This window comes from Anaerobacillus sp. MEB173 (assembly GCF_052119505.1).
Classification (GTDB): Bacteria; Bacillota; Bacilli; order Bacillales; family JBJMAU01; genus JBJMAU01.
On sequence record NZ_JBJMAU010000012.1, the window covers coordinates 41,182 to 65,146 of the forward strand.

General features: G+C 37.5%; 19 protein-coding genes. 4 read left to right on the forward strand and 15 right to left on the reverse strand.

Annotated elements, in window-relative coordinates; all coding sequences use genetic code 11:
- Positions 1-104: 104 nt before the first annotated feature.
- Positions 105-1,373 carry a hemolysin family protein gene (locus tag ACJ2A9_RS18175; RefSeq protein ID WP_441423103.1) on the reverse strand — a complete coding sequence of 423 codons (1,269 nt, stop codon included), beginning with the start codon at positions 1,371-1,373 and terminating at the stop codon, positions 105-107.
- A 280-nt stretch (positions 1,374-1,653) separates the two neighbouring features.
- On the opposite strand from ACJ2A9_RS18175, the gene modA reads away from it, so the two are divergent.
- Genes modA through ACJ2A9_RS18190 form a run of 3 tightly spaced genes read left to right on the forward strand, consistent with a single transcriptional unit; the run spans position 1,654 to position 4,142 of the window.
- Positions 1,654-2,394, forward strand: a complete 741-nt coding sequence (modA, locus tag ACJ2A9_RS18180) for a molybdate ABC transporter substrate-binding protein (RefSeq protein ID WP_441423136.1) — start codon at positions 1,654-1,656, stop codon at positions 2,392-2,394.
- Positions 2,394-3,065 (forward strand): molybdate ABC transporter permease subunit, encoded by a 672-nt coding sequence (modB, locus tag ACJ2A9_RS18185; protein ID WP_441423104.1) that lies wholly within the window; start codon positions 2,394-2,396, stop codon positions 3,063-3,065. The genes modA and modB overlap by 1 nt, the downstream gene beginning before the upstream one ends.
- 6 nt (positions 3,066-3,071) lie before the next feature.
- Positions 3,072-4,142, forward strand: coding sequence for a sulfate/molybdate ABC transporter ATP-binding protein (locus ACJ2A9_RS18190; RefSeq protein ID WP_441423105.1), 1,071 nt, complete (start codon positions 3,072-3,074; stop codon positions 4,140-4,142).
- 81 nt (positions 4,143-4,223) lie between these two features.
- Here ACJ2A9_RS18190 and ACJ2A9_RS18195 read toward each other — a convergent pair whose 3' ends face one another.
- From ACJ2A9_RS18195 to ACJ2A9_RS18210, 4 genes are all read right to left on the reverse strand, one after another.
- Entirely contained in the window at positions 4,224-5,426 is a 1,203-nt protein-coding gene (locus tag ACJ2A9_RS18195) for an ornithine--oxo-acid transaminase (protein ID WP_441423106.1), read from the reverse strand.
- Between the two features lie 16 nt (positions 5,427-5,442).
- Positions 5,443-6,984, reverse strand: a complete 1,542-nt coding sequence (gene pruA / locus ACJ2A9_RS18200; RefSeq protein ID WP_441423107.1) for an L-glutamate gamma-semialdehyde dehydrogenase — start codon at positions 6,982-6,984, stop codon at positions 5,443-5,445.
- Between the two features lie 280 nt (positions 6,985-7,264).
- The gene (locus ACJ2A9_RS18205; protein ID WP_441423108.1) at positions 7,265-8,551 is read right to left on the reverse strand and encodes a Glu/Leu/Phe/Val family dehydrogenase; all 1,287 of its coding nucleotides are present in this window, start codon (positions 8,549-8,551) and stop codon (positions 7,265-7,267) included.
- Between the two features lie 297 nt (positions 8,552-8,848).
- Positions 8,849-9,763, reverse strand: a complete 915-nt coding sequence (locus ACJ2A9_RS18210; protein WP_441423109.1) for a proline dehydrogenase family protein — start codon at positions 9,761-9,763, stop codon at positions 8,849-8,851.
- Positions 9,764-9,976: 213 nt separating this feature from the next.
- On the opposite strand from ACJ2A9_RS18210, the gene ACJ2A9_RS18215 reads away from it, so the two are divergent.
- Positions 9,977-11,398, forward strand: a complete 1,422-nt coding sequence (locus ACJ2A9_RS18215) for a sigma-54 interaction domain-containing protein (protein WP_441423110.1) — start codon at positions 9,977-9,979, stop codon at positions 11,396-11,398.
- A gap of 54 nt (positions 11,399-11,452) precedes the next feature.
- On the opposite strand, the gene nhaC is transcribed toward ACJ2A9_RS18215, so the two are convergent.
- The 10 genes from nhaC to ACJ2A9_RS18265 form a co-directional block, all read right to left on the reverse strand.
- Positions 11,453-12,877, reverse strand: a complete 1,425-nt coding sequence (nhaC, locus tag ACJ2A9_RS18220; RefSeq protein WP_441423111.1) for a Na+/H+ antiporter NhaC — start codon at positions 12,875-12,877, stop codon at positions 11,453-11,455.
- Positions 12,878-13,019: 142 nt separating this feature from the next.
- A complete protein-coding gene (locus ACJ2A9_RS18225; protein ID WP_441423112.1) occupies positions 13,020-14,402 on the reverse strand; it encodes a YjiH family protein in 1,383 nt (460 codons plus the stop codon).
- A 66-nt stretch (positions 14,403-14,468) separates the two neighbouring features.
- Entirely contained in the window at positions 14,469-15,377 is a 909-nt protein-coding gene (gene rocF / locus ACJ2A9_RS18230; RefSeq protein WP_441423113.1) for an arginase, read from the reverse strand.
- A 302-nt stretch (positions 15,378-15,679) separates the two neighbouring features.
- A complete protein-coding gene (locus ACJ2A9_RS18235; RefSeq protein WP_441423114.1) occupies positions 15,680-17,104 on the reverse strand; it encodes an aldehyde dehydrogenase family protein in 1,425 nt (474 codons plus the stop codon).
- A 3-nt stretch (positions 17,105-17,107) separates the two neighbouring features.
- Positions 17,108-18,469, reverse strand: coding sequence for a 4-aminobutyrate--2-oxoglutarate transaminase (gene gabT / locus ACJ2A9_RS18240; RefSeq protein WP_441423115.1), 1,362 nt, complete (start codon positions 18,467-18,469; stop codon positions 17,108-17,110).
- 36 nt (positions 18,470-18,505) lie between these two features.
- Positions 18,506-19,777 (reverse strand): peptidase, encoded by a 1,272-nt coding sequence (locus ACJ2A9_RS18245; RefSeq protein WP_441423116.1) that lies wholly within the window; start codon positions 19,775-19,777, stop codon positions 18,506-18,508.
- 12 nt (positions 19,778-19,789) lie between these two features.
- Complete coding sequence (locus tag ACJ2A9_RS18250; protein ID WP_441423117.1) at positions 19,790-20,971, reverse strand: thiolase family protein; 1,182 nt, start codon at positions 20,969-20,971, stop codon at positions 19,790-19,792.
- Positions 20,972-21,000: 29 nt separating this feature from the next.
- On the reverse strand, positions 21,001-21,663 hold the full coding sequence (locus ACJ2A9_RS18255; RefSeq protein WP_441423118.1) for a 3-oxoacid CoA-transferase subunit B: 663 nt from the start codon (positions 21,661-21,663) through the stop codon (positions 21,001-21,003).
- The gene (locus ACJ2A9_RS18260; RefSeq protein ID WP_441423119.1) at positions 21,648-22,322 is read right to left on the reverse strand and encodes a CoA transferase subunit A; all 675 of its coding nucleotides are present in this window, start codon (positions 22,320-22,322) and stop codon (positions 21,648-21,650) included. The genes ACJ2A9_RS18255 and ACJ2A9_RS18260 overlap by 16 nt, the downstream gene beginning before the upstream one ends.
- Positions 22,303-23,685, reverse strand: a complete 1,383-nt coding sequence (locus tag ACJ2A9_RS18265; RefSeq protein WP_441423120.1) for an aspartate aminotransferase family protein — start codon at positions 23,683-23,685, stop codon at positions 22,303-22,305. The genes ACJ2A9_RS18260 and ACJ2A9_RS18265 overlap by 20 nt, the downstream gene beginning before the upstream one ends.
- Positions 23,686-23,965: the final 280 nt, after the last annotated feature.

Genomic DNA, 23,965 nt, shown 5'->3' on the forward strand with positions numbered 1-23,965 from the left:
TGTTAATAACGAAGCAATAATTGAAAACCAAAAAATAATAATCGCTATTCCAAACCCCTCCTACTTCTTATAACAAAAAACAAGCAGAATCATCCTGCTTGTTTTTACGCTGTCTTTGTCGTCTCTTCATCTAGTTCAATAATTACTTTTTGAATTCGACGGTTTCTAACCTCTTCGATTTTTATGAGCAGATTTTCATAGGTGATTGTCTCACCTTTTTTTGGTAAATAACCGAATAGCTCTGTAATCCATCCACCTAAAGTATTTGAGGAAGACTCCGACAAATCAACATTGATGAACTGGCAGAACTCTTCTACTGAAATTTTCCCATCAAATCGTGTCTTTCTTTCACTCAATTCTTGAATAAAAACTTCACTTTCATCATGTTCATCCCAAATTTCACCAACAATTTCTTCAATTATATCTTCAATTGAAATAATCCCCTCAGTTCCTCCGTACTCATCAAGAACGATCGCCAAATGAACTTTATTTTTTTGTAAATCCTTTAACAGCTTAGATATCTTCAATGAGCCGATAACAAAATGGGGCTTCCGAATGATCTCATTTACTTCAAAATTACTATCCTGCACATATTTTGCAAAAAAGTCTCTATTGTAAATAACTCCAACAACATTATCAATCGAACCTTCATAAACAGGGAGACGCGAATATTTTTCTTGTATAAAAATATCCTTAATATCATCTATTGTTGCTGTGGATGATACAGCAATCACATCCGGTCTAGGTGTTAATATATCCTTCACGAGTATATCGTCAAATTCTATAGCGTTATGGAGTAATTCCTTCTCTTGAGTGAGAAACGTCCCTTCCTCTTCACCGATTTCCACAAGTGCCTTTACATCCTCATCAGTTACGGACGGTTCTTCATGTTTAGAGCCTGTTACCTTATTGACTCCAACTTTCAACTGAACAAAAAGCCAAGTAATCGGGAAGAAAACCTTCATGACCGTCATTAAAGAGGTTGATATTGCCAACAAGTATTTCTCAGCATATTGTTTTGCCAATGACTTAGGCAAAATTTCACCAAAGATGAGTACAAGTACAGTAATAACCATTGTCGTAATAAATAATGTGCTGCCTTGACTGCCAAAGAGATCTGTGGCAACCTTTGTTGCAATGGTCGCCATTGCAATATTTACAATGTTATTACCAATTAAAATCGTGGATAAACTCTGGTCAAATTTTTCAGCCATTTCAAGCGATCGTTTTGCCTTCACATTGCCATTTTCTGAATGATTACGAAGCCTTACCTTATTCACACTCGTAATCGCTGTTTCTGATGCAGAAAAATAACCTGATAACAATAATAATGCCCCTAACAAGATAATCGAGTCATAGGGTATACTGTCCAAATTTTCATCACTCTCCAATTGTATAGTTACTTTAACTATACTCTATGAACTGATTTTATTGCAATGAAATATTACTGGATACCATACATATCCTCTAATTCGAAATGTGACAAAAAGGTTGGTTTACTTGTTTAAAATCTTTATAATCATAACTAGGAACAAATCATAAATATCCGTTTTCTTAGTCCATATTGAAAACTGTAGGTGGTGTGAAATTTTTACAATGAAAAAGATACACTTCTATTTTTTCCTTTACATATTGAGTGCCGCTTTGATATTCATGAGCGCATGTCAAGCACAGGGAAATGAAAACAACATTGAAGATAATACAAGTCAAAAAATTACAGTAGCAGCAGCCTCTGACTTAACGAGAGCGTTTACCGAACTTGGAAAACAATTTGAGGAAGAACATAATGTTACGATTTCCTTTTCCTTTGGTTCTACCGGCCAGTTAGCCGATCAAATCGAGCATGGGGCACCATTTGATGTATTTGCTGCTGCGAACATTATGTTTGTTGATCAGCTTCGAGAAAAAGGACACGTGATTGCTGAAACGCAACAACTGTATGCTCTTGGGCGTATTGGACTTGCTACATTAAAGGAAAGTACCTTTTCTATAGATAATATTCAAGATCTCGCAAACCCTGAATTCAAGAAAATTGCCATTGCAAACCCGGAGCATGCGCCTTATGGGTTAGCCGCAAAGCAAGCATTAGAAACATCAGGAATTTGGGACAAAATCGAAGACCGTATCGTTTACGGGAGAAATATTACTGACACATTAGCGCTTTTGGAATCTGGTAATGTAGAAGCTGCCATCGTTGCTAAATCAATCATTGAAAATGACCAAATTAACTTTACTTTAATCGAAGAGCAGTTACATGCTCCAATAGAGCAGGCAATTGCTGTCGTATCGACGACTCAAGAAGAGGATTTAGCGAAAGAATTTATCCGGTATGTAAATGGTGAAGGTAAGGCTGTCATGGAGAAATACGGGTTTATTCACCCGGATGATCGATGATGGAAGACATTAATTTATATCCACTCTATTTATCACTGCAGGTAGCATTAACGGCTACCTTCATTACGTTATTAATCGGATTGCCTATTTCCCTCTACTTAAGCAAGTCAAAGTCAAAAATCGGCGACATGATTGATACACTCGTTACTTTACCAATTGTCTTGCCTCCAACTGTGCTCGGCTATTACTTATTAGTGTTATTAGGAAGACAAAGTAAGATCGGCATTTTTTTGGAAGAAAACTTTGGAATGACAATTGTGTTTACACCTGCGGGGGCTGTTGTTGCCGCTACGGTTGTAGCGATTCCTTTTCTCATAAAATCGGCAAAAGCAGGCTTTGCAAATGTGAACAAAGATCTTATCAATTCAGCACGTCTCTTAGGAAGAACAGAGATAAATATCTTTTTTACTATTATTATCCCACTTTCATGGAGAGGGATTGCCAGCGGTACAACTCTTGCCTTTGCCAGGGCATTAGGGGACTTTGGCGCAACATTAATGGTAGCCGGAAGTATTCCCGGAGTAACAATGACGATGCCCATTGCCATCTATGATGCACTATTAGCCGGGAATCGTGACTTAGCAAATGCTCTTGTGATGATCATGACGGCCGTATCGATCACCGTTCTCTATATTATTAATCGCTTAGAGAAGAAAATGATAAGGGGGTAGTTATCCATGCTCGAAGTTCATATTAAAAACAAAGAAGAAAACTTCCTCCTACATTCATCTTTCAAAGCGAAACCTGGAATTCTAGGTATCCTCGGCCCTTCAGGATCTGGAAAAAGCTTAACATTACAATGCTTGGCAGGACTTCGGACACCAGATGAAGGATCAATTATTTTAAATAACCGAGTTCTCTATGACTCTAATAAGAAAGTCAATATCCCCCCAAGGCTGCGGAAGATCGGCTTTATGTTTCAAAACTACGCCCTCTTCCCTCACCTTAATGTCTTTGATAACATCGCTTATGGCTTACATCATTTAAGTAAAACAGAGCGAAGAAAAAGGGTGAGCGATATGCTTGAGATTATCCACCTTTCTGGCTATGAAAACTATTATCCAAATCAATTATCTGGTGGACAACAACAACGAGTCGCCTTGGCAAGAACTCTCATTACTGAACCTGATCTTCTTTTATTAGATGAACCCTTTTCAGCATTAGATAAGCAAATTAAAAACAAACTTCAGTTGGAATTACTAGACATCATTCAAAAAAATTACTCAGGTGTTGTCCTTCTAGTGACACATGATATGGATGAAGCATACCGGTTATGTGATAAAATTATTATTTATGCTAATGGCAAAGTGGTCCAGCACGGAAATAAAGCCGAAATACTTGAACAACCGAAAACAATGACCGTGGCTGAATTAACAGGTTGTAAAAATTTATTTGAAGTAAAGAACATTATAGAAAATGAAACATCTAGCACAGTTATTGTTAATAATCTACATATTGATGTAAAACAAAAACCATCAGCTATTAATAAAAACAAAACGTTTGTTGGCATTCACGCTCACGACCTCCGTTTGCTAACAACGGCCGAACAAGAAAATACTTTCCCATGTGATATTATTCAAATTACCGATGGTATCTTCTCTACATCATTCTTCGTGGAGTGCGGCGGAAATTCTTTCGTAGTTGATCTCGCAAAAGAAAATGCAGTTGAGATAAAATCAGGAACAAAACCTTTATTTTTGCACATCCCTAATGAGAAAGTGTTTTTTGTGGGTGATGATAATGAATAGACATGTGAAAAAAAGTCCGATACACCTCCCTAAGGTATATCGGACTTTTATTTTTATACGAACAATTTAATAACATGACTATTATTTACTTAACACTTGCTTAATACGATCAATTGCCCAGTCAAGATCTTCTTTCATCATGACTAGTGGCGGTGCGAAGCGAATAACATTTACATGAGTTTCTTTACATAACAAGCCGACTTGCTTTAACTCTTCACAATAGCTTCTTGCAGGAACAGTCAGTTCAACGCCGATAAATAATCCTCTACCACGTACTTCTTTAATAACCGGATTGTCAATTTCTTTTAATTTCTGTTGGAAATATGCCCCTAGCTCGTTAGAACGTTCTGCTAGCTTCTCCTCAACAATCACATCTAATGCAGCAACAGAAACCGCACATGCAAGTGGATTTCCCCCAAATGTTGAACCATGTGATCCTGGTTCAAATACACTAAGAATATCTTTGTTAGCAGCAACAACAGATATTGGCATAACACCAGCACCAAGAGCCTTTCCAAGAATATACATGTCAGGTACTACATCTTCCCATTCGCACGCAAACATTTTTCCAGTTCTTCCAAGACCTGTTTGAATTTCGTCAGCAACGAATAAAACATTCTCTTTGTTACAAAGCTCTTGGGCTGCTTTTAAAAATCCTTTAGGTGGAATAATAATTCCAGCTTCACCTTGAATTGGCTCAAGCATAAATGCTGCCGTATTCGGTGTAATCGCCTTTTTTAAAGCATCCAAGTCACCATAAGGAATCACTTTAATCCCCGGAAGCATCGGACCGAATCCACGCTTATACTCATCATTGGAAGAAAGAGAAACAGCTGTCATTGTACGACCATGGAAATTATCTTCACAAACAATAATCTCTGCTTGGTCAGCAGGTACACCCTTCACGTCATATGCCCAGCGGCGAACAGCCTTAACAGCTGTTTCAACCGCTTCCGCACCCGTATTCATTGGTAAAAGCATATCTTTTCCTGTTAATTTTGAAACTCTTTCATAAAAAGATGCTAGTTGATCATTATGAAATGCCCGGGATGTTAACGTAATTTTGTCCGCTTGATCTTTCAGCGCTTGAATGATTCTAGGATGACGGTGACCTTGGTTAAGTGCAGAATAAGCACTTAACATATCGATATATTTATTACCCTCTGGATCTTCCACCCATACACCTTCCGCTTTAGAAATAACGATTGGTAGAGGATGATAGTTTTTTGCTCCGTATTTCTCTGTTGTTTCAATAATTGAATTTGATTTTGTTTTCGTAGCCATATCTATACCTCCTAAGTTAAAGTTGCTCGCAAGTTAGTTTAGCTTGTGTGAAGTGTAATAAGTAGTCCGGTCCACCTGCCTTTGAATCTGTTCCAGACATATTAAATCCACCAAATGGGTGATATCCGACAATCGCACCTGTACAACCACGGTTGAAATACAGATTTCCGACATGGAACTCTTCACGTGCTTTTTCCATATTGGCACGGTTATTTGTAATAACAGCACCAGTTAATCCGTATTCTGTGTTATTCGCAACATCAAGTGCATGGTCAAAGTCTTTTGCTTTACAGAAAGCAACGACTGGTCCAAAGATTTCTTCCTGCATAATTCTCGCATTCTCATCAACATCAGCAAAGATGGTTGGTTGAATGAAATAACCTTTTGAGTTATCACCTTCTCCTCCAGCAACTAAACGTCCTTCTTCTTTTCCTACTTCAATATAGCTCATTACTTTATCAAACGCTTTTTGATCGTTCACTGGTCCCATATTCGTATCATTCACTGGTTCGCCAACTGTTAATTTTTTCGTTAAAACAAGCGCTTTCTCTAATACTTCATCGTATACATCCTCATGGATAACTGCTCTTGAGCACGCAGAACATTTTTGTCCAGAGAATCCAAATGCAGATTGAACGATAGATTGTGCTGCAAGATCTAAGTCTGCATTATTATCAACAACGATTGTATCTTTACCGCCCATTTCAGCGACAACACGTTTTAACCAAATTTGGCCTGGTTGTACCTTAGCCGCTTTCTCATAGATTTCAACACCAACTTGACGCGATCCAGTAAAGCTTACAAAACGTGTTCTAGGATGCTCAACTAAATAAGCCCCAACTTCTGGTCCGCTTCCTGGAATGAAGTTAACTACACCTGCTGGAAGACCAGCCTCTTCAAGTACTTCCATAAATTTATAGGCAACAACTGGAGTTGTTTCTGCTGGTTTTAATAGAACTGTATTTCCTGTAACAAGCGCTGATGTTGTCATCCCTGCCATAATAGCAAAAGCAAAGTTCCAAGGTGAAATAACAACACCTACTCCTAATGGAATATAAGATAATCTATTTTTTTCAATTTTACGGCTTTCAACCGGATAACCTTTCTTAAGCTCAATCATTTGACGACCGTAATATTCTAAGAAATCAATTGCCTCCGCTGTATCAGCATCAGCTTCATTCCAAGGCTTACCTGCTTCATAAACGAGATAAGCAGAAAATTCATGCTTACGACGACGTACAATTGCTGCTGCTTTGAATAAAATATCTGCACGAACTTCTGGATCCCATTTTTTCCACGTGTTAAATGTATCATGGGCTACTTTCATTGCTTGTTCAGCCAATTCTGTATTCGCTTTTGATACAGTCCCCACAATTTGTTCTCTGTTTGAAGGATTTTCAGAAATAATTTTCTCTTCCGTTGTCACTCTTTCTCCACCAATAATAAGTGGATAATCTTTGCCAAGTTCCGCTTCTACTTGTTTTAAAGCCACTTTAAATTCTTCTCTATTTTTTTCTACCGTAAAATCTGTAAATGGTTCATGCTTATAATCGATCATCTAATATCTACTCCTTCTAGTTAAATTTGTTTGGTTTTATATAAATTTTCTATACTTACTTTTTATTGCAATTCCCGTGCCAAAACTATTAGACTTCATATTTTAAAATAACAAATCCTTTACCCATAAGGTTTCTAGTCATTTTTTTATTTTTTACAAGTTTCATTTTTGGGGAAGTTCAGCAAAATATTTTTTTAAATAGCAGCAAACACAGAAAAATTATTTTGCTACGATAAATTTATTTGCAGCTCAGAAAAATTATTTTGCGTTCTCGCCAACCTTACACCCAACCGCGGAAACGTGAAGCTTCTGCCATCTTACGAACACCAACCATGTAAGCCGCTAAACGCATATTTACTTTATGAAATCTCGATGTACTATAAATATCATTAAATGATTTCACCATACCATTACGAAGTTTTTCGGAAACTTCTTCCTCTGACCAATAGTATCCTAAGTTGTTTTGAACCCATTCGAAATAGGATACTGTAACACCTCCTGAGCTTGCCAGTACGTCAGGAACTAATAGTATCCCTCGTTCCGTTAATATTTCTGTAGCTTCTAATGTTGTTGGACCGTTCGCAGCCTCAACGACTACTTTTGCCTTAATTTCGTTAGCATTATCAGCGGTTATTTGATTCGATATCGCTGCCGGGACCAAAATATCACATGGTAGTTCTAGTAACTCTTGGTTTGTAATTGTATTTTTAAACAGATTCGTTACTGTTCCAAACGAATCACGACGATCTAATAGATATTCAATATCTAGACCTTCTTCATTGTATAGCGCTCCATATGCATCAGAAATACCAACTACTTTCGCTCCTGCGTCATGCATAAATTTAGCTAAATAACTGCCGGCATTACCAAATCCTTGAACAATGACTTTTGCCCCTTTTAGATCTATCCCAACTTGTTTCGCTGCTTCTTCAATACAAATAACGACTCCTCGTGCTGTCGCTGTTTCACGTCCGTGCGAACCACCAAGAACTAATGGTTTTCCAGTAATGAAGCCAGGTGAATCAAATTCACGAATTCGACTATATTCATCCATCATCCACGCCATAATTTGTGAGTTTGTGAATACATCAGGTGCTGGAATATCTTTTGTTGGACCAACTAACTGACTAATGGCTCTTACATAACCACGACTGAGTCGTTCTAATTCGAGCATTGACATTTCCCTTGGATCGCAGATAATTCCGCCTTTTCCGCCACCATAAGGCAAATCCGAAATGCCACATTTTAGACTCATCCAAATCGCTAATGCTTTTACCTCTTCTTCGGTAACTTCTGGATGAAAACGAACTCCACCTTTTGTAGGACCAACAGCATCACTATGTTGAGCACGGAAACCAGTAAAAACCTTAACTGATCCATCATCCATTCGTACAGGAATTCTTACCGTTAACATTCTTTGTGGCTCTTTCATTAATTCATACATTTCATTAGAATACCCTAGTTTTGTTAGGGCCTCTTTAATAACTATTTGTGTAGAGTCTAGAAGACTCTTTTTTTGATCTACTAGAGAATTTTTTGTTTGAGTTACAGAAGTTACAGCTGCCATTTTACCCCACCTCATTATTTGATAATAGATTACACCTTGCAATTAATTTTGTTTATATACGTACTACTAATTGCAAACCCCATGCCAACAAATTCATATTTTTATTTTCAAATGACGATTACATACCTATCCTCAAAGCTTTTCACGTTCCATTATTATTGATTTTTGGGCTATGTTAGATTTTCGGTTCAATTCTAACAAAATTTTTAAGTAATCTTCATAAGTAATCGCAAAATTAATTTTCCTTACAAATAATAATTTTGCTGTAAAAGAAAGTATATTTTGCAGTTACATCATTTATTTAGAGAAAAAACCTCTTAAAGCAAAGGCAACGTTCTGTGGTCTTTCAGCTAACCTTCTCATAAAATACCCATACCAGTCGTTCCCATATGGTACGTAAATTCGCATATTATAGCCTTCTTTAGCAATTTGCTCTTGCAATTCCGTTCGAAATCCATAAAGCATTTGAAACTCAAATTGATTGTTTGAAATGTTGTTTTCCTTACAAAAACGTTTAATTTCATTAATAATGTCATGATCATGGGAAGCAATCGCTGTGTAGCTACCATTTAATAAATGTTGTTTAATTATTTTTACGTAGTTTTTATCGACTTCTTGTTTGTCTTGGTATGCAACCTCTGCCGCCTCTTTATATGCCCCTTTAACTAAGCGCAGGTTTACACCATTTAAATTTTCAATATCATCATTGGCACGATATAAATAACCTTGAACCGCTGTCCCTACATGGCCTTTATATTCTTCATTTAACTTTTTAAAGAGATCCAATGTTACCTGGCAATGCGCATAATCTTCTATATCGATACGAACAAAATTGTTGTATTTTTTAGCTGTATCCAATATACGTTTCATATTTTCTAAACATAGTTGTTCATCTATATCCAATCCTAATTGCGTCATTTTTAAAGATAAGTTGCAATTTACACTAGCAGAATAAATAGCATCTAACGTTTTAATGCAATATTCAGTCGCTTCAATTGCTTCCTCACGGTTAAAGACAAATTCACCTAAGTGATCAACTGTACATACAAGCCCCTTTGCATTTAATTGTTTTACTTTTGCAATCGCACTTTCAATTGTCTCTCCAGCAACAACTTGGGAAGCACCAAATTTAAGGCCCCACCGTTTTGCGCTCTTATTCAAAACCTTATTTTTTGATAAAAAGAGGAAAAAGTTTTTAAATACCAATTCCATGACAAACCCCCCTTAAAAAAATTTATTTCTACCCATTTTACAAAGCAAAAATCATGCCAATTTTTAATGGCTTGTATTATCATCTACTTCACTACCAAACGCAAAATTTTTCGATAGATTACTTTAATTATCTTTTAAAAAGGAAAAAATAATTTGCTAAATTTTTTGATTACTTTTACAATAAAAAATACAGGGGTAAGGGAGGAGAAAAAGATGTCACGAAAACAAAACTTAGATCATCTTTTACAAATTCAAAAAATCTATGAAACTCTCATAAATGAAATCGATGTAGGTGTTCATGCTATTGACCAAAAAGGAAGAACGATCATCTATAATGATAAAATGATGGAAATAGAATCGATGAAAAAGGAAGAGGTTATTAACAAAGATTTTCTCGATGTATTTATGTTTGAAGAGGGTCAGGGGAGTACTTTGCTCAATGCCTTACACCATAGAAAAGAAGTAAAGAATAAAAAACAAACCTATTTTAATAATAAAGGCAAAGAAATAACGACGATTAACAACACTTTTCCTGTTTACGATGGAGATACACCAATTGGGGCAATTGAAGTGGCAAAGGATGTAACCGTTATCGAACGATTAATTAGAAATAACATGACAAGTAACGGAAACACCCGCTACACATTTGATAGTATCATCGGAAAGAGCCCTGCGATTCAGGAAGTGGTTGAAAATACGAAAAGAGCAACACGTACTTCCTCTTCCGTACTTATTGTCGGTGAAACAGGGACTGGTAAAGAGTTATTTGCCCAAAGTATTCACAACGGAAGTGAACGGGCACCGGCACCATTTATCTCGCAAAACTGTGCGGCAATGCCAGATAATCTAATCGAGAGTTTATTATTTGGTACGAAAAAAGGGGCGTTTACGGGAGCGACAGACCGTCCAGGGTTGTTTGAACAAGCAGAAGGGGGCACGCTACTGCTAGATGAAATAAACTCATTAAGCCCAATGTTACAGGCAAAACTCTTAAGAGCAATTCAAGAAAAGTCAATTAGAAGAATCGGGGATACCGTTGATCGGAAAATCAATGTACGAATTCTATCAACAATTAATGAAGATCCGATTGAGGCCATCGCTAATCAACGATTAAGAAAAGACTTATATTATCGCCTTAGTGTCGTGTCACTCTTTATCCCCCCTCTTCGCGAACGTAAAGAAGATATTGTCCTATTAATTGACTTTTTTATTAAGAAATATAATCATATGTTCCAAGTCAATGTGAAAGGTGTTTCTAATGAAGTCTTATCACTATTAACCAATTACGATTGGCCAGGGAACATTAGAGAGCTAGAACATGTCATTGAAGGGGCAATCAATTTAATGATCGATGAAGAAATTATTGAGGTCTCACACTTGCCATATAATTTTCGAAATAAACCGCAAAACGTACTGCCGAAAGAAACATCAATTGTTAGCGTACATGATTTTACAGATAATGATCAACAAAAACCTCTACGGAATCTTAAAGATTTCTTATTGGAAGCTGAAGATTATTATATAAATAAAGCGCTTGAACGACACAAATATCATATAACAAACGCAGCAAAAGAAATGGGCCTTAGTAGGCAGAGCCTACAGTATAGAATGAAACGATTGAATAAAGATGAGTAACATAAAAACCCCTTCTAGGGGGTTTTTATGATTATATCTATTATTGCCCAATGTTTAGACCGCTTTTCTATCTGCCTCTTCCAATTGTTTAAACTCCTCTTCGGATAAAGGTGTTATTGAAAAACCAGTCCAAGCATAAACAAGTGAAATAAATGGTACCACTAAATTTAAGATCGCATAAGGAGCATATTCAAATGGGTGGACTGCTAAAGTAGCAAAAATAAAAATAGCACAGGTATTCCAAGGGACAAATACCGATGTTAGCGTCCCGCCATCTTCAACTGCACGTGAAAGGTTCTTCGGGTGAATCCTCTTTTCGCGAAAACTTTGGACATACATTCTCCCAGGTACAACTACGGAGATATACTGTTCAGCCGCTGTAACATTTGTTAAGAAGGCTGAACTTATCGCAGTTGTGAGTAATCCCTTTGCTGTTTTTGTCAATTTTAAAATTCGATCTACAATCGCCTTTAACATCCCTGTATTTTCCAAAATACCACCAAAAGTCATGGCTACGATCGTTAAGGAAACGGTGTACATCATTGCATCAATCCCACCACGATTAAATAAACTATCAATCATTTCATTTCCAGAATCTATTGAAAACCCACCTTGAAGTGTATTAACCGCATCTCCAATGGCTCCACCTTGTACAACAATTTGTGCTAAAAAACCTAATATCACACCAACAGTTAATGCTGGAAGAGCCGGCACTTTTTTCGCTACTAAAAAAATAACAATAGCTGGAATGAGTAATAACCATGGCGTAATGACAAAATTAGCCTCTAATTGAGTCATTACGTTTGCTATATTCTCATCATCAATTGAACTAGCAGAAAACTGTCGGCCAAGGAACCAATAAACAGCTAATGCAATGATTAAACCCGGGACTGTTGTGTAAAACATATGTTTAATATGCTTGAAAAGATCAACACCAACTACCCCAGCAGCTAGGTTTGTTGAATCAGAAAGAGGTGACATTTTGTCACCAAAATACGCCCCAGAAATAATCGCACCAGCAATCATCGGAGCTGGGATTCCCATACTTAATCCAATCCCCATACCAGCTACACCAATTGTACCCATTGTGGACCATGAGCTACCAATGGCTAGTGAAACAATTGCTCCTATTATTGTAATGGAAACAAGAAAAAGGGACGGGGATATGAGCTTTAATCCATAGTAAACCATTGTAGCAATAATCCCTCCTCCTATCCATGCTCCGATAATAATTCCAACCATTATAATAATTACAATAGCCGGAAGTGCTAATCGAATCCCTTTATAAATCGCGCCTTCAATTTCATTCCATGTAAACCCAAACTTCCAAGCGATGAAAGCGGATACAATTGTACCGATAATAAGTGGTATGTGTGGATCACCACCAAACACAACAATTGTAAATGACATTGCTGTAATCATGACTAACAGTGGAATAATTGCCCAGTTAAAAGAAACTTGCTTTTCTTCGTTTTCCATTTTATTTCCCCTCACTCTCAATTAAACCCTGTCTATTTTTACAAATACTCATCTCATTCATGAATAGGAGATTTTTAGGAACCCACCTCCTTACTTTTTGTCTCACTTTTTAAAATCCTAATTCATGAGATAGATAGGTACTCTAAAATATTAAATGGGCCATTAAAACGATAATCGGTAAAGTAATTAATGTTCTTTCAATAAAAATAATGACTAGATCAGTGAATTTCACTGGCAATTTAGATGCTAATAACAATCCACCTACTTCCGACATATAAATAAGTTGTGTAACCGAAACACAAGCTATAACAAATCTAGTGAATTCGTTTTCAATTCCGCTCCCAATAACCGCTGGTAGAAACATATCTGCAAAACCTATTACCATTGTTTGAGCTGCTTCAGCTGCTTCTGGAACTTGCAATAGGTTTAATAGAGGAATAAATGGCATACCTAATATTTCAAAAAATGGTGTATGTTCAGCAACGATTAGCGCCACAGTTCCTAAGGCCATCACAACAGGGATAACTGCAAACCACATATCAACAACATTTTTCAAACCACTTTTAGCTGTACTTAAAAAGCCCTCATTTAATTTTGCTCGTTGTAGTGCTTTTTCCATTCCAAACTTAAAAAGGGATACACCTTCTAACTCACTTTCATTTACTCTTTGTTTATTATCTACTATATAGACATCTGCCTTACGGGAAAGCGGAGGAATCCGCGGACAAATCACTGCTGCTACAAAACCAGCAAGTGCAATAGTAAAATAGTATGGTATAAATAGATGTTCCAACTCCATATAAGCAAGGATGACGATACTAAACGTAATGGAAACAACAGAAAAGGTTGTCCCAATAACAGCAGCCTCACGCTTTGTATAATAACCTTCCTCATATTGCTTATTCGTTAGCAGGACACCAATTGTTCCATCTCCCATCCAAGATGCCAAACAATCTATCGAAGAACGCCCTGGTAAAGTAAACAGTGGTCTCATAATCTTATTAAGTAGGATACCGAAAAACTCTAACAAACCAAAATTCAATAGTAACGGAAGAAATAATCCAGCAAATAAGAAAACGGAAAAGAGAATCGGAATTAATTCGTATAGTAATAATCCCCCTGTATACTCTGACCAAACCCACTCTGGTCCTAGTCTAAATAGTGTCATTACCGCAAAAATTAATCCCATTATACGAACATAGAGCCAGACTGGTTGAACATAAAACAGAGCTCTCAAAAAAGGTTTATTTAATAACCCTTTGGGCTCAAACTTAGTAACCAAAGTTGTCATGACGGCTACGAGAAAAAGAATCCCCGTCATGATTGCTGGTAGAAACTCGTAAAGCATACCCTCAACTAGTTTTGCCATATATGCTACTGGAATCGTTATTTGCCCATTATATGCCAATGGAACCATAAAAAGGAAAATACCAACCAATGAAGGAACAATAACGCGCATATAATCTTTTAATGAATAATTAGCTTCCTCATTTTTCTTTTCTTTTTGAATTTGTTCAATTGCCATCATATTTCCCCCCTTTGATTATAATTAACCCCACAAAAATATTTATTAATCTATCATCATATTAAACTACAGTAGTTTTTTTCCTAGCAGGGAAGTCATTAAGGCCGTTGCTACATCTGCCGTTTGATTTTTATTATCTAGGATCGGATTTATTTCAACGAATTCAGCTGATGTAATGATTTCGGCTTCAGATAACATCTCTAATGCCAAATGGCTTTCACGATAAGTGATTCCACCCATTACAGGTGTTCCAACTCCCGGAGCATCCACTGGATCAATTGCATCTAAATCCAGACTTAAGTGAACGCCATCCGTTCGACTAGACAAATAGTCTATCGTTTCTTCAATAACTTTTGTCATACCAAGCCGATCAATCTCATGCATCGTAAAAACTTTGATACCCTTCTCACGTATCAATTCTCTTTCACCATCATCAATTGACCTAGCACCAATAATCACTATATTTTCTGGTTTTACTTTCGGACAATAACCACCGATATTTATAAGATCATCATGCCCGATTCCAAGATTTACAGCTAACGGCATGCCATGAATATTTCCGGATGGTGATGTTTCTGCAGTATTTAAATCAGCATGGGCATCATACCAAATTACCCCTAAATTCTCATAAAACTTAGCAAGCCCTGCAATTGAACCAATACTAATACTATGATCCCCACCTAAAACAAGCGGAAAAGATCCCTCGTTATGTATACGATTTATTGCTTTTTGTAACTCTTCACTTACCCTCACAACTTCCCTAAAGTTCTTCAAGTTTTCATGTCGAGCATCTTCATTCACACTGGAACGGTCTATTTGAATATCACCGTTGTCCTTAACGCTGTAACCTAAAGATTCAATTTGTTCTATCAGACCAGCATACCTCATTGCACTGGGTCCCATGTCTACACCTCTACGTACTTGTCCTAAATCCATAGGAGCACCAATGATTGAAACTTCTTTAAAATTTTTCATATAATTCCCATCCCCCTTATCATGTTTTCAATTATTAATTAAGCAAAAATTATGCCAATTCCTAAAACTATCTAAAAATGAATAATTCACTACACTATGTATAAATTATTTTAATATAAATAAGAGGTCTGTAGTTAAAAAATTTTGCTAATTGCAAATTTTTTATAAATTAATAAAAAATTTTGCTCTATTAAAATAGCGGAACAGGGAGATTTTTTTTTAGGGGAATATGGATTTATACAAAAAAAACAGGTAGAATTCCATAATGAATCTACCTGTGGATATAACTTTTAGGACTACTACTATTTTTTAAAACTAATCAATTTCATTTCTGTCATTTCTTCAATTGCATATTTTATTCCTTCTCGACCAGTTCCACTTTCTTTTACCCCACCATATGGCATGTGGTCAACACGAAAGGTAGGAATATCATTAATCATTACGCCACCAACCTCTAGCTTTTCTGCAGCATTTAGTGCTGTTACTAAAGAGTTAGTATAAATCCCCGCCTGTAATCCATATTTTGAATCATTAACATACTCTATTCCTTCTTCAACAGACTTGATTTTATTAATAACGACAACTGGTGCAAAGGCTTCTTGGCAAGATATACTTGAGCCACTTGGAACATTAGTTAGAACTGTAGGATAGAGTGTATTTCCTTCTCTCTTCCCACCAGTTAATATAGCAGCTCCTTCCCTTTCTGCATTACTAATCCAGTTTAATGCCCGATCTACTTCTTTAGGTCTGATTAATGCGGATATGTCAGTTTTTTCATTTAGAGGGTCTCCAAGAGTAAGTTGCTCTGTTTTTTTCGTAAATTTTTCTACAAAAATTTCATACAAGTTTTCATGAACATACACTCGTTGTAATGAAATACAAACCTGACCTGCATTCGAAAATGCCCCCATGACAGCCCGGTCAATCATTGTATCTAAATCTGTTCCGTCGTCGACAATTAAAGCTGAATTAGAGCCAAGCTCCAATGTTACCTTTTTCAATCCTGCTTTTGAGCGAATAAGTTTACCGACAGACGGACTACCTGTAAATGTAATAGCTTTTACTCGCTCATCTTGCACTAGTCTATCTCCTGCAATATGTCCATATCCAGGGATAACATTTAATACACCAGCTGGTAATCCAGCTTGTTCAAAGAGTTCGGCTATAAATAATGCTGATAAAGGCGTTTGTTCAGCGGGTTTAAGAACAATGGAATTCCCCGAAGCAATGGCTGGCCCCACTTTATGGGCGACTAAGTTCATTGGGAAATTGAATGGAGTAATAGCTCCAATAACACCAATTGGTTCTCGAGTAGTATAAGATACTCTTCCTTCCCCTCCTGGCGCCGCATCCATCGGTATGGTCTCACCATGAATGCGTCTTGCCTCTTCAGCAGCAAATTTATATGTCATTATGGTTCGAGAGACTTCTCCTTTTGATGTTGCAATAGGCTTTGCTGATTCAAGAGAAATCAGTCGGGCACATTCATCTGCTTTTTCTTTTAAAAGAGAAACAACATGTTCAAGGATATCTGCTCTTTTGTATGCAGGCATTTTTGCAATTATTTTTCTAGCTTTATACGCTGCCTCTATTGCAGCATCTGTTTCGTCCTCATCGGCAATGGCAACTTCTGCAATCTTTTCGTTGCTATACGGAGAATACAGCGACTCATACTTTTTCGCTTCAACATTTTGCCCATTAATATAAAGATGATATTTTTCCATCATGTATCACATCGTTCCATCTTGTACTTTTTCATAGATTACTTGCTCAATCACATCTAACCCTTCTTGTAATTGCTCATCTGTGATCACTAAAGGACATAAGAAACGTAAAACATTTCCATATAATCCGGCACCTAACACGATAACTCCACGCTTATTCACTTCCTGAATGATGCTAGCTACTGATTCTTTATCTGGTTCTTTTGTGATTGGATCTTTTACAAATTCTACCGCTGTCATTGCACCTAATGTTCGAACATCTCCAATTTGAGGGATTTTTGTTTTCATAGATTCAAAGCGTTCTACAATTAATGCTCCTATCTCTGTTGCACGATCAGAAATATTATCTCGTTCCATCATTTCAATCACACGTAAAGCAGCTACACATCCTAATGGACTTCCACCGTACGTTCCACCGATTTCACCTGGATTAGGCGACTCCATAATTTCCGCGCGACCAGTCACTGCACTGATCGGTAACCCTGCAGCGATCGATTTAGACATCGTCATCATCTCAGGTACAACACCATAATGTTCCATCGCAAACATCTTTCCGGTACGTCCAAACCCCGTTTGAACCTCATCGGCAATGAATAATATGCCATACTTTTCGCAGATTGCTTTTACCCCCTGAACAAATTGGATAGATGGTGCTATAAATCCCCCTTCCCCTTGAACAGGTTCCATAATGACTGCTGCTACGTCATCGGCCGGGACTTCTGCTAGGAAAAAATCTTCAAACTTATTTAAGATAAACTCATCAAGCTCTTCATTTGTCATCCCTTCTGGCTTGCGATAATAATATGGGTAAGGCATCTTATACGTATCCGTTGCAAACGGGCCAAATCCATACTTATAAGGTTTTACTTTACTCGTTAATGACATCGCCATATACGTACGCCCATGATACCCACGTTCAAACGAAATAATTCCGCGACGTTTCGTGTATTTCCTAGCAATTTTAATCGCATTTTCTACAGCTTCTGCACCACTGTTTAAAAAGAATGTTTTTTTCTCATGGTCTCCTGGTGTAATTTCGTTTAATTTTTCTGCTAATTGAATATACGGCTCATACATCATGACATGAAAACATGTGTGAATATACTTGTCTAACTGGCCCTTTAAAGCCTCTACAACTTCTTCGGGACAATGTCCCGCATTAATTGTTCCAATCGCCCCAGCAAAATCGATAAATGTATTCCCATCAATGTCGGTTAGTAAAGCACCTTTCCCTTTTTCAACAAATGTCATCGCTGTATTAAATGGTCCTTTCGGAATACTTTTATAACGACGCTCTAATAACTCAGTTGCTTTTGGCCCTGGTATATTCGTTTTTAAATTAATAAATTGATTTTTCATTATTTTCATTTTTGTCCCTCCGTTTTTTTATTCATACCCCCGTAACTACACTTCTTTTACCCCACACCATTCGATTACAGTTAGAGCAATTATTTCAGCCACTTCAAAAATCTTATCTACTTCAATATATTCATTTGGAAAATGTGCCATATGGGAAAGACCTGGACCAAAGACAACAGAAGGTGTATCACCTACCTGTGTAAGTAGCCCTCCATCGGTTCCCCATGGAGAAGCTTCGATTACTGGTTCTTTGCCTAGTACTGTTTGATATTGTTTTGATAAAATCCCCATTAACGTATGGTTTTCATCGATGGATCCAGGTAACCAACGTGCACCATACCATTCAATTTCAACCGGGTGTTCTTCAAACCAAGGATCAATGTTAGCTAATTCCTGCATCCACTGTTCTAGTTCCTTTTGTACATCATCAATGTTTTCATTAGGAGCAATTCCAATGCGACCTTCTAGTTTCACAAGGTCCGCGACTGAGGATGGCCAATCCCCCCCTTCAATTCGTCCAATATTAATTGGAACTGGGATTGGCACGTTCTTGTACAACGGATCATCGATTCTTTCGTTACGTAACCTCTCAAGGTCAGTGATATGATTAAGTACAATTAAACTTTTTTCAATCGCACTTACCCCGTGGTAGCGCATCCCACCATGTGCCGCACGACCTTTCACGTACAGTCTGAACCATTTTGACCCTTGTTGTTTCGGGAAAATTTTCATATTGGTTGGTTCCGGAATAATTGCAGCATCAGCATTATATCCTTTCAGTATCGCATCAAGTGTACCTGCTCCTCCACTTTCCTCTTCAACAACACTGTGTAAAATTACGTCACCCTTGAGCTTTATTCCTAATTCTTTAATCACTTCAATCGCCAAATAAAGAGAGAGGTTGCCACCTTTCATGTCCGTTGTACCACGACCATACATTTTTCCATCAACTACTTCTCCTTGATATGGATCTTTATCCCATTGTGTAAGATCTCCTGCTGGGACTACATCAACATGTCCATTTAACAAAATCGAGCGACCGGAGCCTTCTCCCTTTAGAACTCCTACTACATTCGGACTACCTTTAAACTGATCTCTAGGTGAAAAAAAGTATGGGTTTTTCTTTAAATTTTCTCCATCTAATTCCCATAAATCAACTTCTAATCCGATTTCTTTCAGTTTATTAACAATTAATGTTTGTACTGCCTCTTCATTTCCTTGTGTACTTGGTTCATTAATAAGGCTTTGTAAGAACGATAGGGATTTTTCCCGATTTTGTTCTAACCAGTGATGGATTTTACTTTGATAAACGTCCATAACAACATCCCCCTATAATGTCATATTTTCATAAATTACTGCCAGGCCCATACCTCCAGCCATACATAAAGTGACCATTCCATAACGGACCTTTTCTCTTACCATTTCATGCATCAATGTCACCGTTAGTTTTGCTCCTGTTGCTCCAACAGGATGCCCTAAGGCAATTGCACCACCATTTACATTGACGTTGTTGGGGTTTATACCTAGTTCTTTTATGACAGCGAGTGCTTGGGCTGCAAATGCTTCATTTAATTCAATTCGTCCAATATCTTCAATTGATAGACCTGCTTTTCCTAATGCTTTTTTTGTAGCTGGTACTGGTCCAATCCCCATGACTTTTGGATCTACACCAGCACTAGCATATGCTTTTATCTTCACGAGTGGTGTAAGTCCTTTTTCTTTCGCTTTGTCTTCAGACATCAGCATAAGTGCAGCGGCACCGTCGCTCATCGGACATGCGTTACCAGCTGTAATATGCCCATCCTTTTGAAAGACCGGACGTAGCTCATCTAATTTTTCTAATGAAATATCTTTACGTACCGATTCATCTCGTTCAAAATAAGACGAACCTTTTCTTGTTTGGACTTTAATTGGGCAAAGTTCTTCTTCAAACTTCCCGTCATCTATAGCTTTTGCTGCCTTATTATGACTTGCAAATGCAAACTGATCTTGCTCTTCTCTGCTAATCTCATATTGCTTTGCTAAACGTTCAGCTGTTATTCCCATATGTTCATTTAAGATCGAACATTGAAGGCCGTCTGCTAATAACGCATCTTCAGTCACAACATTTCCAAATTTCGTTCCCCAACGATTTTTTAAAATATAAGGAACGTTACTCATACTTTCAACTCCACCAGCAATGACGACATCTTCCTGTCCTGATGCAATTGTTGCAGCAGCTGTTGTAATTGCCTTCAAGCTTGAACCACACGCTTTAATTACAATATGAGCCGGTACTTCATTTGGAAAACCAGCCATTTGTGATGCAATTCTTGCTGAATTAAGCCCACCACCATGAATATAACCATGTCCAAATACAACTTCATTAACGTCTGCTTTATCTAATTGAACCTTATCCATTAATCGGTTTAAAACTTGTTTTCCTAGCTCATTGGCTGTGACATTTTTTAACCCTTTTCCAAATGCACCAACAGGACTGCGAACGCCACCGACAATCACTACTTCGTTCATTTCAATCCCCTCCAATACTCGTTTTCTTATTATTTTACCGTTAGTAATGTTTCTGCTACTTCAAAATCTGCTTCCGTACTAGCCCTCACTTCTTTTAATGTATACGGCTCCATAATCTCACTTAAGATCAATTTATCTGACTCTACTTTAAAGACAGCCATCTCAGTGATAATAAGGTCAACACAACCTTTTGCAGTAAGAGGCAAACGACATTGTTTTAATATTTTTGATTGTCCGTTTTTACTCACTTGATTCATCAATACAATGACCTTTTTTGTTTTTTGTGCAAGCTCTATCGCTCCTCCCATACCTGGTACCTTTTTGCCAGGAACTATCCAATTTGCTAGATCACCTGTTTCACTAACTTCAAGAGCTCCTAAAATCGTTACATCCACGAGCCCTTTACGAATAATTCCAAAGGCTGTTGCACTATCAAAGTAAGACGCACCAGGATTAATAGTTACCGGGTATCCGCCTGCATTACATAGGTTCGCATCTTCATGGCCTTGTTGAGGACTCGGACCCGTACCTAAAATTCCATTTTCCGCATGAAACATGACCTTGATTGAGCTTGGTAAATAATTGGCTACCAATGTAGGAATCCCAATTCCTAAATTAACGGTCATTCCGTTTTGAATTTCTTGAGCTGCCCGCTTAGCAATACGCTGCCTAACATCTACTCCCATACCCATTTCCAATCGACCCCTTGACTTTGTATTACCATATCTACAAACACACCTGGTGTTACAATCTCTTCTGGATCAAGCTCGCCTTCCGGTACAATTTCCTCTACCTCAGCAATCGTTATATTCCCAGCCATAGCAACTAAAGGATTTGTATTTCTTGCACTTTTGTCGTAAATTAAATTTCCATAAGTATCGGCTTTTTTAGCATATACAATGGATACATCAGCCGTTAATGCTGACTCAATTAAATAAGGCTTATCCTTAAGTTGAACAGTCTGCTTATTTTCAGCGATCATACTATCTATCCCGACATCGATGAGAACTCCCCCTAAGCCCATTCCACCAGCACGGATACGTTCTGCAAGTGTACCTTGCGGTGAAAATTCTACTTTGAGCTTTCCTTCACTCATAAGATTTCCAGCCACAGGATTGGAGCCAATATGTGATGCAATTAAACTCTTAACTCTTCCTTGGCTGACTAACCTACCAATACCGATATCAGGAAAACCTGCATCATTTCCTATTAAATTCAGGTCACAAACCCCTTTATTAAGAAGTGCTGCAATAAGCGTTGGAGGATTTCCAACCCCGCCAAAACCACCATACATCAATGTCATTCCATCATTGAATTTCTCTACTACTTGTTCAATACTGCAAACTTTCATTTTTCTGTTCCTCCATTGAGCCTCTCTCTTGATTTAGTAGTTTTTCAACACTCAGAAGTGCTTCACTAAACCTAGAAACCAATTCATCGATTTCTTGTTTAGATATTACTAGTGGGGGTGCTATAAGAATCGCATCACCGTTAATCCCTTCATCTCCAGCGTTGGCAGGATAAACAAGTAGGCCTTTTTCTATTGATTGTTGAATGATAAGATTTGATAGTTTGACATCAGAATGAAATATAGTTTTACGATTCTTATCCGATACAAATTCAACTCCTAAGAGTAAACCTTCCCCACGAACGTCTCCAATAAAAGAAAACCTTTGTGAGAGTTTCTCTAACTTTCCTTTTAAATAATTCCCCATTCTTTCTGCTTTCTCTACTAGATTGTGTTTTTCAATATAGTCAAGGACGGCAAGTGATACCGCTGCTGACTGTGGGTTTGCGCTGTACGTATGTCCGCTCATGATTACTTTTGATCCGTTTAAGATTGGGGACATAACTCGATCACTTACAATCGTTGCTGCCATTGGTGTATAACCGGCACTCATTCCCTTTCCAAGAGCAACAATATCAGGCTGTACACCCCAATGTTCCATTGCTAACATTTTTCCGGTTCGACCAATACCTGTCATCACTTCATCAGCAATGAATAAGATATTATACTTTTCACAGATTGCTTTTATTTCGGAATAATAGTCTTCTGGCGGAACAACAGCAGCTGCTGCGGCTCCGATAATTGGTTCAGCAATAAATGCTGCTATTTGATCCTGACCAATTCTTTGAATGTTTCTTTCTAGTTCTTTTGCACACAAAAGTTTACAGCTTGGATATGTTTTTCCATAGGGACAACGATAACAATATGGTGCTGAGATATTAGGAAAATCCTCCAACAAAGGGACAAATCGTTCTCTTCTCGCAACATGACCTGACATCGATAAAGCCCCCATTGTTATCCCGTGATAACTCATCCATCTAGATAACACTTTGTTTTTCGTATAATTTCCTTGTTCTTGCCAATATTGAATAGCAATTTTCATCGCGGTTTCCGTTGCTTCTGATCCGCTATTTACAAAGAACGACCAATTCAAGTCTCCCGGTGTTATATCACTTAGCTTTTTCGCTAATGCCTCAGCTGGTTCACTTGTAAATTGTGAACGATATACAAATGAAACTTTTTCCGCTTGTTTATTCATTGCTGCGATAATTTCCGGTACCCCATGTCCTATACTTGCTGTAACCGCACCAGATGAGCCGTCAATGTAATTTTTATTGTTTTTATCATATAGATACACGCCTCTACCATACTCAGCCATTGGATACTCGACTTGTAAAACAGGCTTAATTAAGTGATCTCGCTTCACGACTCTACCTCCTTTTCCTTTCAAGCTTACTAGTGATTCCTACACCCAACCACGCCATGTAACCGCCTCTGCATCTATTTTTCTGATAATTCTTAATAATTGTCCTACCATTATTTTATTGGATATAAAGGGTTGATACTATTCGACTAAACTATAAAAAGAAAACGTTTATTTTTGTACACTATGTATAAAAATAAAAATCTATAAAGAATATGGACCAATTATGATAAACTCTCCCTATAGCTAACAAGCTTTTTGAAAATAGTTGTTTGTACAATAC